General features: G+C 73.3%; 10 protein-coding genes and 2 pseudogenes. 2 read left to right on the forward strand and 10 right to left on the reverse strand.

Going from position 1 to position 9,557, the window contains the following annotated elements:
• The 8 genes and pseudogenes from AC2CJA_RS19535 to AC2CJA_RS19570 all read right to left on the reverse strand — a co-directional run.
• Nucleotides 1–343, reverse strand: a pseudogene (locus AC2CJA_RS19535) (hypothetical protein); the annotation flags it as partial.
• Nucleotides 344–576: 233 nt separating this feature from the next.
• Nucleotides 577–921: a TcmI family type II polyketide cyclase gene (locus AC2CJA_RS19540; protein ID WP_484603992.1), complete on the reverse strand. Its 345-nt coding sequence runs from the start codon at nucleotides 919–921 to the stop codon at nucleotides 577–579.
• A 15-nt stretch (nucleotides 922–936) separates the two neighbouring features.
• Nucleotides 937–1,416, reverse strand: a complete 480-nt coding sequence (locus tag AC2CJA_RS19545; RefSeq protein WP_484603993.1) for an SRPBCC family protein — start codon at nucleotides 1,414–1,416, stop codon at nucleotides 937–939.
• 1 nt (nucleotide 1,417) lies between these two features.
• On the reverse strand, nucleotides 1,418–1,687 hold the full coding sequence (locus AC2CJA_RS19550) for an acyl carrier protein (RefSeq protein WP_484603994.1): 270 nt from the start codon (nucleotides 1,685–1,687) through the stop codon (nucleotides 1,418–1,420).
• Nucleotides 1,684–2,952, reverse strand: a complete 1,269-nt coding sequence (locus tag AC2CJA_RS19555) for a beta-ketoacyl synthase N-terminal-like domain-containing protein (RefSeq protein WP_484603995.1) — start codon at nucleotides 2,950–2,952, stop codon at nucleotides 1,684–1,686. The genes AC2CJA_RS19550 and AC2CJA_RS19555 overlap by 4 nt, the downstream gene beginning before the upstream one ends.
• Nucleotides 2,949–4,217 (reverse strand): beta-ketoacyl-[acyl-carrier-protein] synthase family protein, encoded by a 1,269-nt coding sequence (locus tag AC2CJA_RS19560; protein WP_484603996.1) that lies wholly within the window; start codon nucleotides 4,215–4,217, stop codon nucleotides 2,949–2,951. The genes AC2CJA_RS19555 and AC2CJA_RS19560 overlap by 4 nt, the downstream gene beginning before the upstream one ends.
• On the reverse strand, nucleotides 4,214–4,630 hold the full coding sequence (locus tag AC2CJA_RS19565) for a cupin domain-containing protein (RefSeq protein WP_484603997.1): 417 nt from the start codon (nucleotides 4,628–4,630) through the stop codon (nucleotides 4,214–4,216). Before AC2CJA_RS19565 ends, AC2CJA_RS19560 begins: the two co-directional genes overlap by 4 nt.
• A gap of 79 nt (nucleotides 4,631–4,709) precedes the next feature.
• Nucleotides 4,710–5,855, reverse strand: coding sequence for a SchA/CurD-like domain-containing protein (locus AC2CJA_RS19570; RefSeq protein ID WP_484603998.1), 1,146 nt, complete (start codon nucleotides 5,853–5,855; stop codon nucleotides 4,710–4,712).
• Nucleotides 5,856–6,073: 218 nt separating this feature from the next.
• On the opposite strand from AC2CJA_RS19570, the gene AC2CJA_RS19575 reads away from it, so the two are divergent.
• On the forward strand, nucleotides 6,074–7,714 hold the full coding sequence (locus AC2CJA_RS19575) for an FAD-dependent oxidoreductase (protein ID WP_484603999.1): 1,641 nt from the start codon (nucleotides 6,074–6,076) through the stop codon (nucleotides 7,712–7,714).
• 33 nt (nucleotides 7,715–7,747) lie between these two features.
• Here the strand turns inward: AC2CJA_RS19575 and AC2CJA_RS19580 are convergent, their stop codons facing one another.
• Nucleotides 7,748–8,164: an ATP-binding protein gene (locus tag AC2CJA_RS19580; RefSeq protein WP_484604000.1), complete on the reverse strand. Its 417-nt coding sequence runs from the start codon at nucleotides 8,162–8,164 to the stop codon at nucleotides 7,748–7,750.
• Between the two features lie 152 nt (nucleotides 8,165–8,316).
• On the opposite strand from AC2CJA_RS19580, the gene AC2CJA_RS19585 reads away from it, so the two are divergent.
• The gene (locus AC2CJA_RS19585; protein WP_484604001.1) at nucleotides 8,317–9,381 is read left to right on the forward strand and encodes a Ppx/GppA family phosphatase; all 1,065 of its coding nucleotides are present in this window, start codon (nucleotides 8,317–8,319) and stop codon (nucleotides 9,379–9,381) included.
• 56 nt (nucleotides 9,382–9,437) lie between these two features.
• On the opposite strand, the pseudogene AC2CJA_RS19590 reads toward AC2CJA_RS19585, so the two are convergent.
• Nucleotides 9,438–9,557 (reverse strand): annotated as a pseudogene (locus tag AC2CJA_RS19590) (phosphotyrosine protein phosphatase); the annotation flags it as partial.

Consider the following 9,557-nt stretch of genomic DNA (forward strand, 5'->3'; position numbering starts at 1 on the left):
GCCCGGGGTCCTCCCGCGACGGCGGCCCGTCGCCGGTCGCCGCGGCGAACGCGCCGGACCCCGCGGGCCCTGCGGCCCCGCTCCGTCCGGCCGGAACGGGTGCCGGGGACGGCTCCTCGCAGGGCCCCCCGCGTGACTCCTCACGCAGTTCCCCGCGCAGCCTCCGCCCCGCCTCGGTCAGGTAGTACCTGCCCGCCCGGCCGTACGCCACCGCCAGGCCCCTGCCCCGCAGGGCGGCGCCCGTCGCAGGGCTCCCGGCCACCTCTCCCGTCACGGGATCGGACGCCAGGACCGCCCGCCGCTGAGCGGGGGTGAGCGCCCCGGGCGCCGCCCGCCGCGACATCGCTTCCCCTTCCGGTCATGGCCCCCTCCGGCGACGGGGACCCGTACGACCAGTATCCGCATGAGACGGTACGCGGCGGAGGCCGGCGGACGAGGCGGCCTCCGCCGCGTACGTCACCGTCCCCGGCCGGCCCGCAACGGGCGGCGGCACTGAGCCGTCACGCCCCGGCGGCGCGGGCCGGCCCGTCTTCCGGGGACGGCGTTTTCGAGGGTTCGCGGACACCGGCCGGCCCGTCAGCGCGGCGCGGACACCGCGCCGTCGCGCTCCCAGCGGTAGAAGCACTGCGCCATGGCGTCCTTCGGACCGCGCCAGGTCCGGGGGTCGTACGGCCGGACGTACGCCGTCAGCCGGTCGCTGACGGCGCGGAACTCCGGATGGTCCACGGCCCGGGCGATGGCCGGTCCGGGGTCCCGCTCGCTCTCGATGAGGTGCATGTACACGTCGCCGAACTGGAAGAGGCTGCGCCGGGCGACGCCCACCAGTCGCGGCAGTTCACCGCGGTCGGATTCGGCGAACACCTCCGCGATGTCCGGAGCCGCCCCCGGTTCCATCCGGGCGACGATCAGGGTGTGGTGCACTGAAGGGGTCCCTTCTCAGTCGGCCATCGCCGCGGGCCTGCCGGCCCGCCGGGCGCGCTCCTCGATCCGGTCCCGGATGAGAGCCATCTGGACACGGGAGTTGCGGTTGATGTTCTGCGTCATCCACGTGTCGTCGACCGGCGCGTCGGGCTTCATCGCGAAGTCCTGCGTCCACCGCATGCGCACACCCTCGGGGAGTTGCGCGTACTCCCAGCGGATGTCCATGTACCGGAAGGGGCCCGTCTCCACGCGGTGGGCCCGCACGGTGAGGGCGTCGCGGTCGGCGGTCCGCTGTGACACCCAGCTCCACACCGTGCCGTTCTCGTCCGGGTGCATGGTCAGGCGGAAAGTGGTGGTGTCGCCGTCGCGGGAGAGGATCTCGACAGACGCGTACTCGCTGAACAGCCGCGGCCAGTTCTCGATGTCGTTGGTCATCTCCCAGACGAGGTCCAGGGGCGCGGCGATGACGATCTCGTTCTCGGTGTGCCCTGCCATCTCACGCCTCCACGGTGAGGACGCCGTTGACGAAGTCGAGGAACTCGCGGGGGGTCCTGCACTGCTCGGCCCGTTCCGGCATGTCCCGGTCGTAGCGCTTCTCCAGCTCGCCCACGACGCCCAGCAGCCCGAGCGAGTCGAGGCCGAAGGCGTCGAAACCGGAGTCGGCCCGCTGCCGCAGGTCACCGGGGTCCACGGCGACGCCCGCCGTCTGCTTCATCAGTGCGGCCAGTTCCTCGACGGTCACCTGGCCCGTCATCTGGTCGGTCATGCGGATGCACTCCTTCGGTCGGTGGGGTGTCCGGCGCCGCGCCGTAGCACGAGTGCCGCGTTCGATCCCATGAGCCCCCGGCTGAGGACCAGGGCGGTGCGCAGCTCCGCGGAGCGAGCCCGGCCGGCCACCAGATCCAGGTCATGGCAGACGTCGAAGACGTTGGGAGTGGGGGGCACCAGGCCGTGCTCCATGGCGAGCACGGCCGCCGCGGCGTCCAGCACCGGCGCCCCGCAGTAGGCACGTCCGGTCCCCGACTTCGGTGCGGTGACGGGCACGCGCCGGCTGTGCGGACCCAAGGCGTCGGTGATCGCCAGGGCCTCGGCCCGGTCGGCCTCGGCCGTGCCGAGGGCGTCGGCGAACACGACGTCGACCTCCTCGGGCGCGCAGGCCGCCTCTGCCAGCGCGGCGCCGATCGCCCGGGCCAGCCCCTCGCGGGAGCACTCCCAGCGGGACGCCCCGGTGAAGGTGGCGGCGTGGCCGGCCACCACGGCCCGGGGCTCGGCCCCGCGGTCGAGGGCCGCGCCCTCCTCCTCCAGTACGAGCATCGCCCCGCCCTCGGCGGGCACGAAGCCGCGTGCGTCGGAGGTGAAGGGGAGGTAGGCGCGCCCTGGATCCTCCTCGGTGCTGAGCTCGGGATAGCCAAGCTGGCAGACCATCGAGTACGGGGCCAGCGGCGCCTCGGCCGCCCCGGCGACGACGGTGTCGGTGCCGCGCGCCACGGCGCGGGCGGCGTGCGCCAGGGCGTCCAGACCGCCCGACTCGTCGGCGGCCACCACGCCGCAGGGGCCCTTGAAGCCGCCGCGGATGGAGATCTGGCCGGTGCTGGCCGCGTAGAACCAGGCGATGGACTGGTACGGGCCGACGTGGCGCGAACCCCGCCCCCACAGCATCTGCAGCTCGCGCTGCCCGAACTCGCCACCGCCGGAGCCCGCGGCGGTGACCACTCCCACCGAGTAGGGGGAGCCGACGTCGGCCCGGCCGAACCGGGCGTCCTCCAGGGCGAGCGTGGTGGCGGCCATCGCGAAGTGGGTGAACCGGTCGGTCTGGACGAGGTGGCTGCCCTCGATCACGGCTGCCGGGTCGAAGCCGCGGACCTCGCCCGCGACCTTCAGCGGCAGATGGCCGCAGCCCTCCCGGGAGACCCGGTCCAGAAGGCTGTGGCCCTCCGCGGCCGACTTCCAGAAGGCATCCGCGCCGATTCCGCCCGGTGACACGACTCCGATGCCGGTGACGACCGCGCGCCGGGCGCCTGGCGGGTTCATGGTGTCCTCCCGCCCGGCCCGCTCAGCACCACCGCGGACTGGAAACCACCGAAGCCGCTGCCCACCGACAGCACGTTCCGCAGCCTCCGCTCACGTGCCGCGCGTGGCACGTAGTCCAGGTCGCACTCGGGGTCCGGGGTCTCGTAGTTCGCGGTGGGCGGCACCACCTGGCGGTCCAGGGCCTGGACGCAGGCGGCGACCTCGATGGAGCCGATGGCGCCCAGGGAGTGGCCCACCATGGACTTGATCGAGCTCATGGGCGTGTCGTAGGCGTGGGCGCCCAGGGAACGCTTGACCGCCGCGGTCTCGTGGCGGTCGTTCTGCCGGGTGCCCGAGCCGTGCGCGTTGACGTAGTCGATGTCCGAGCCGTTCAGGCGTGCGTGGTCCAGGGCGGTGTCGATCGCCCGCGCCATCTCCAGGCCCTCACTGGTCAGACCGGTCATGTGGTAGGCGTTGCCGTAGGTGGCGTAGCCGGTGATCTCGCAGTACACGCGGGCGCCGCGGGCCCGGGCGTGCTCCAGCTCCTCCAGGACCAGCACCGCGCCGCCCTCTCCCATGACGAAGCCGTCGCGGTCGGCGTCGAACGGCCGGGAGGCGTGCGCGGGGTCGTCGTTGTTCGGGGAGGTGGCCTTGATGGCGTCGAAACAGGCCATGCTGATCGGTGAGATGGGTGAGTCGGCCGCGCCGGCGAGACAGACGTCCATACGGCCCTCCTCGATGGCGTGGAAGGCGTAGCCGAGGGCGTCCAGTCCGGAGGTGCAGCCGGTGGAGACGGTCTGCACCGGGCCGCGGGCACCGAACTCCTCGGCGACCGCCGAGGCGAGCGTGCTGGGCGAGAACGCGCGGTGCAGGTGCGCACCGGCCTGCCGGTGGTCGACGTCCCAGCGGGAACCCCGCTCGCTGACCAGGACGTAGTCGTGCTCCAGACGGGTGGTGCCGCCGACCGCGGTGCCCAGGCTGACACCCAGGCGCCAGGGGTCCTCGCGCTCCGTCTCCAGGCCGGCGTCGCCGACCGCCTCGGCCGCGGCGACTAGCGCGAACTGTACGTAGCGGTCGCAGCGTTCGGTCTGCTCCACCGTCAGGCCGTGCGTCCATGGATCGAAGTCGCACTCCGCGGCGATCCGTGAGCGCAGGCCGGCGGGGTCGAACAGGGTGATGCCCCGGGTCGCGGTGCGGCCGTTCGCCAGGAGGTCCCAGAAGGCCTCGGTGCCGATCCCGCCCGGTGCCACCACGCCCAGCCCGGTGACGGCCACGCGTCGCGTCACGAGGACACTCCGGCCGGCTGGGCGTCCGCGGTCTTCTCGGTGTCGACGTGCCCGAGTTCCGGCCTGGGGGCCAGCGGCCCCAGGTGGAAGACGAGGCGGGCCTCGGTGTCGCCGACGTTGCGGAACCGGTGCCGCATGTACGCGGGGATCATCAGCCCCTGGTCGGGGGCGAGGGGGTGGGGCTCCCCGTCCAGGTCCACCTCGAGGCGGCCGCTGACGACGTACACGAACTCCTCGGAGTACGGGTGGTAGTGCTCACCGATGCGGTCGCCGGGCTCCACGATGGCCAGGCCCATGAAGCCGCTGGTGGAACCGACGGTGGTGGGGGTGAGCATGGCGCGCAGGTCGCCTCCGCGCCTGCGGTTGGGCGCGGTCTCGGACAGGTCGACGATGCGTGGGGGCTGCTGGGTCATGGTCGTTCGCTCCGTGGGAGTGGGGAGGGACGGGCGGGCGGTGTGCGTGCGGAACCGGCCGACGCCGCGGCCGGCGGGATCAGGAGTGCGGTGCTCTGCGGTCGGTGAGGAGACGCATGCCGGTGTGCGCCAGCAGACGCAGGAGGCCGCGTTCGTCCGCCGGAGGCTCTTCGAGGCCGAGTGTCTCGAGGTCGAGCAGGCCGGCGGCCTCGGTGAGGGCGCCCGGTTCACCGAGGCCGAGAACCCGGGCGGGGACGGAGTCCGGTTCGGCCTCCACCTCGACCATTCGTACGACGATGTCGTCGCGCTGGAAGACGGTGACGGCGCGGACCGGGTCGTGCGGGCTGTTCGCGGCACTCTCCTCGTGCCGGGCGATCAGCCGTGCCAGGTCCGTGCCACGGCCCTCCCGGGCCGGGTAGCACAGGGCGTGCCGCCGGGCCCCGGACGACCCCGGCCCGCCGGAGGCGGTTCGGTGTACGGCCGGCATCGCCGCGCGGGTGAGGAAGACCCGTGCGGACTGCGGGTCGCCGAGGTCCCGCTCCCGCTCCAGGTGGGGGGCGAGGGCCTCCTCGACCGCACGGACCTCGGGCCGGCCGATGGCGTGTCCGAGCGCGGCCGACAGGTCGCCTCGCACCTCGACGATCTGCACGACCCGGTTGCCGTGCACGAACACCGAGGTGCGCAGCAGCCGGGTTACTTCGTCCACCCCGGGCTCGGGCGGAGCGAAGCCGGACAGAATCTCCGCGACCTTGGACTCGCTGCCGGACCGGACGGTGTAGGTCAGGGCGTGGTGCACCGTGCCGTCACCCAGGCGGACGGGCGGCCGTGACCGGCCCCCGCCCGGAGCTGCCGTGGCGCGCCCGCCGCCGCGGGTCTCCCTGAGGATGCCGAAACGCAGTGGCCGCATGGTGCGGACGCAGGCGCGCAGCGGCCTGACCGTCTCCAGGTGCTCCTCGCTGTTCACCCAGGCGAGGAAGGGGGGCGCGCTCTCCCACTCGCTGGTGATGAGCCACTGGGACGGGTTCTCGATGGACTGGCAGAGCTGGTCGCTGATGTGGCCGGGCACGGAGGCCACCTGGGCGCACATGCGCTCGTAGGCGTCGAGGAAGCGCTGCTGGGCTCCCTCCTGAAGGTCCACCAGCAGGACGGCCCGGAGCCGGGAGCCGTCGAACACCGACTGGGAGACACGGCCCGACACCTGGGGCTCGCGACCCGAGACCGTCATCCTGTGAACCTTTCCGTTGGCGAACGGATGGACTGCCGAGGACGTTGACTCGGCGTCAGTCTTCATGACAACTGATCATGTGACGCTCTTTCCGGACACGCAAACCGCCAGAATCAACCGGGTGAAGAGCGGGCGAAAGAGACGCTCCGGTGGCATTCATAAGCGTCCCGGGCGTGCGTGCGCGCGCACCGGTGAAATCAATGTGCTGGAGGAAAGAGATGAACGAAGAAGCCGACCACAGGACCCCCGTTCTCATCGTCGGCGGCTCCCTGGTGGGCCTGTCCGCCTCGCTGTTCCTCGGTCGCCTCGGCGTGCGGCACACGCTGGTCGAACGGCACGCGGGGACCTCGACCCACCCACGGGGGCGCGGCAACAACGTGCGGACGATGGAACTGTTCCGGGTGGCGGGTGTCGAGCCGGGGATCAAGGAGGCGGCGTCAGTCCTGTCCGGCAACCACGGCATCCTCCAGACCCCCTCGCTGACCGGGGACGAGGGCCGGTGGCTCTTCCAGGAGATCGACCCGGGCGGCGCACTCGCCCGCGTCAGCCCTAGCGCCTGGTGCCTGTGCAGCCAGAACGACCTGGAGCCGGTCCTGCTGGAGCGCGCCCGCGAACTCGGCGGCGACCTGCGGTTCTCCACCGAGCTGATGACGTTCGAGCCGGACCCGGACGGGGTCACGGCCGTGGTCAAGAGCAGGGAGACCGGGGAGCACACCACCATCCGTGCCGACTACCTCGTCGCCGCGGACGGCCCGCGCAGCCCGGTGCGCGAGAATCTCGGCATCGGCCACAGCGGCCCCGGAGAGCTGTTCCACAACGTGAGTGTCACCTTCCGCTCCCAGGAGCTCGCCGAGGTGGTGGGCGACCGGCGCTTCGTCATGTGCTATCTGACCGGCCCGGAGGCGGACGGGGCCCTGCTGCCGGTCGACAACCGGGAGCACTGGGTCTTCCACATGCCCTGGCACCCCGAGAACGGCGAGACCCTGGAGGAGTTCACCGACGAGCGGTGCGCCGAGCACATCCGCCGCGCGGTCGGCGTGTCCGGGATCGACGTGGAGATCACCGGAAGGGCGCCGTGGCACGCGGCGGAACGGGTGGCCCTGCGCTACGGTGCCGGCCGCGTCCTCCTGACCGGCGACTCGGCCCACGAGATGTCCCCCACCGGTGCGTTCGGCTCCAACACCGGCATCCAGGACGCGCACAACCTGGCCTGGAAGCTGGCCGCCGTACTCGGGGGCTGGGCGGGGCCGGGCCTGCTGGAGACCTACGACGCCGAGCGCCGCCCGGTCGCGCAGGCCACCGCCGCCCGCGCCTCGGCACGTTCCGCGGAGCACAAGCACCCCGGCTACACCCCCGCTCCCGGAGCGGAGGGCCGCGGTCCGCAGGGCGGCATTCTCGCCGTGGCCGTCGGATACCGCTACCCGCGGGGCGCCGTCGTGGGCGCCGACCCCGAGGCGCCGCCCGTCCCCGGAAACCTGCGGCTGACGGGCGAGCCGGGCAGCCGGGCGCCCCATATGTGGCTCAGCCGCGCCGGGGAGCGGATCTCGACCCTGGACCTGTACGAGCGGTCCCTGGTCCTGATTACCGGAGCCGGTGCGGCGGCCGGGTGGTACGGGGCGGCCGGCCGGGTCGCCGAGAAGCTTTCCGTGCCACTGGAGCCGTACCGGATCGGCTCCGGGCCGGACGCCGACCTCGTGCCCGAGGACGGCGCGGACTGGGCGCGCATCCACGGGACGGAGCCGGACGGCGCGGTGCTGGTGCGCCCTGACGGGTTCGTGGCGTGGCGTTCGGCCGGGCCGGTCCCGGATCCGGAGGAGGTGCTGTGCCGGGCCGTCTCATCGGTGCTGGCACTGGACTGACGGCCACCCGGCCGCCGGGCCGGGCCGCGGGGCTCATCCGGCGGGCTGGCCGGGTGGGCGGAAGCAGGCGGTGACGGCCTTGCCGCCCGCGCAGGGACGGGCCTCCCACTCGTCCGACAGAGCGTCGACGAGGAACATGCCGCGCCCCGACGTCCGCTCGGCGCTGGGCGGACGGGGCGCGGGGAGGTCGGCGGAGGAGTCGCGCACGCTCACGTGCAGGCAGCGGTCGTCCCACGCCAGCACCAACTGGGCGGTGCTGTGCGCGTGCACGTGCGCGTTGGTCACCAGCTCCGAGACGGTCAGCAGCACCGCGTCCACCGTCTCCGGGGCCGACTCCGTCCAACCCAGCGATTCCAGATGGCCGCGCGCCCATTCCCGCGCGGCCCTCACCCCACTGGCCACCGGCAGTGACCGCGCCCACCCCACGGCCCGCAGCGACGACTCGCACACGACGGTCCACCTCCCTGCTCACTGCGGAGCTTCTACCCCCGGTGGGCCGGTACATGGCGCGGCGCCCACGAGGCCGGAGGGACATGGCCGGTCCGCGTCTGTGGTCCGGGGGCGGTGGCATGCCGCGTGGCGCCGAGGGGCACGAGCCCTCCATGCGTTTGGCGGTTGTGGACGTGGGGTCCAAGACGGTGCGGCTCGTGGTGGCTGACTGCGGTGGTGACATACCGCTGCCGGTGCACACGGCCAAGCGGCGGCTGAGGCTGGCCGAGTACGTGGAGCCGGACGGACGGCTCGGTGAGCGGGCGGTGGACGCCGTGGTGGCCGCGGTCGCCGAGGTGAGGGAGGAGTCCGCCCGCTGGGGTGTGGAGCAGCCCTTCGCCTTCGCCACCGCGGTCATCCGGGACGCGCCCAACCGTCACCGGGTGCTGGAGGCCGTCCACGGCGGGACCGGGGTGCCCCTGTACGTCATGTCGGGCGTGGCGGAGGGGGAGTTGTCCTTCCTGGCGGCCCGGCAGTGGATGGGCTGGCAGGCGGGACCGATGGTGCTGCTGGACCTCGGCGGCGGCTCGCTGGAGGTGGCCTTCGGCCGGGACACGACGCCCGGCTTCGTGGCCTCCCTTCCGCTGGGGGCGGGGCGGATGACGCGCGAGTACTTCGGGGAGGCGGACCCTCCGCCGGGCGGCGCGATCAGGGAACTGAGACGCCGTGTACGTCATGAACTGCGGGATGCGGCGGTCCGGATCCACTGGGAGCGCCCCCGTACCGCCGTGGCCGTCTCGCGCACCTTCCAGCAGTTGGCCCGCCTGTGCGGAGCCCCTCCCGGGAAACTGGGGCCCTTCGTCACACGTCGCATCGAGCGCGGGGCCCTCAAGGCGGCGGCGGAGCGGCTGGCCGCCCTGCCCGCGGCCGCCCGCGCGGAGCTGCCCGGCATCTCCGCCGCCCGAGCCCGGCAGTCCCTGGCCGGGGCCGTGATAGCGCACACGGCCATGCGGTGCATGGAGATAGAGAGCGTCACGCTCTCTCCGTGGGGGCTGCGCGAGGGCGTCATGCTCAGGCAGATCCGGGAGCAGGCCCCGATGTGGCACGAGGCCCCGGTGGACATCCGCCGGACGGATTCCGTCCGGCGCGGTGTCGGCGCCCTGCCCCGCTCCCCGTCCGCCGACCGCGGCCGGCCCGGCGAACGGATGGTCAGGAACGTAGCGGTCGGAGAGGGGTGAGCGGACGCTGTTCGAAGCAGTGTCCGGCCGGGTTCGCGGAACAGGCGGCTCGGACCTCAGGGCGCGTCGATTTCGGTGATCAGGGCCTCGATGCGGGCGCGGATCTCGTCGCGGATGGGGCGCACGGCCTCCACGCCCTGTCCGGCGGGGTCGTCCAGCTTCCAGTCCAGGTAGTG

Source organism: Streptomyces sp. ATLC9, assembly GCF_057196705.1.

What these genes read in the sequence shown, in the direction of transcription:
- AC2CJA_RS19585 (WP_484604001.1), top strand. Translation starts at nt 8,317, where the DNA reads ATGCGTTTGGCGGTTGTGGACGTGGGGTCCAAGACGGTGCGGCTCGTG.
- AC2CJA_RS19570 (WP_484603998.1), bottom strand. Translation starts at nt 5,855, where the DNA reads ATGACGGTCTCGGGTCGCGAGCCCCAGGTGTCGGGCCGTGTCTCCCAG.
- AC2CJA_RS19575 (WP_484603999.1), top strand. Translation starts at nt 6,074, where the DNA reads ATGAACGAAGAAGCCGACCACAGGACCCCCGTTCTCATCGTCGGCGGC.
- AC2CJA_RS19550 (WP_484603994.1), bottom strand. Translation starts at nt 1,687, where the DNA reads ATGACCGACCAGATGACGGGCCAGGTGACCGTCGAGGAACTGGCCGCA.
- AC2CJA_RS19565 (WP_484603997.1), bottom strand. Translation starts at nt 4,630, where the DNA reads ATGACCCAGCAGCCCCCACGCATCGTCGACCTGTCCGAGACCGCGCCC.
- AC2CJA_RS19555 (WP_484603995.1), bottom strand. Translation starts at nt 2,952, where the DNA reads ATGAACCCGCCAGGCGCCCGGCGCGCGGTCGTCACCGGCATCGGAGTC.
- AC2CJA_RS19545 (WP_484603993.1), bottom strand. Translation starts at nt 1,416, where the DNA reads ATGGCAGGGCACACCGAGAACGAGATCGTCATCGCCGCGCCCCTGGAC.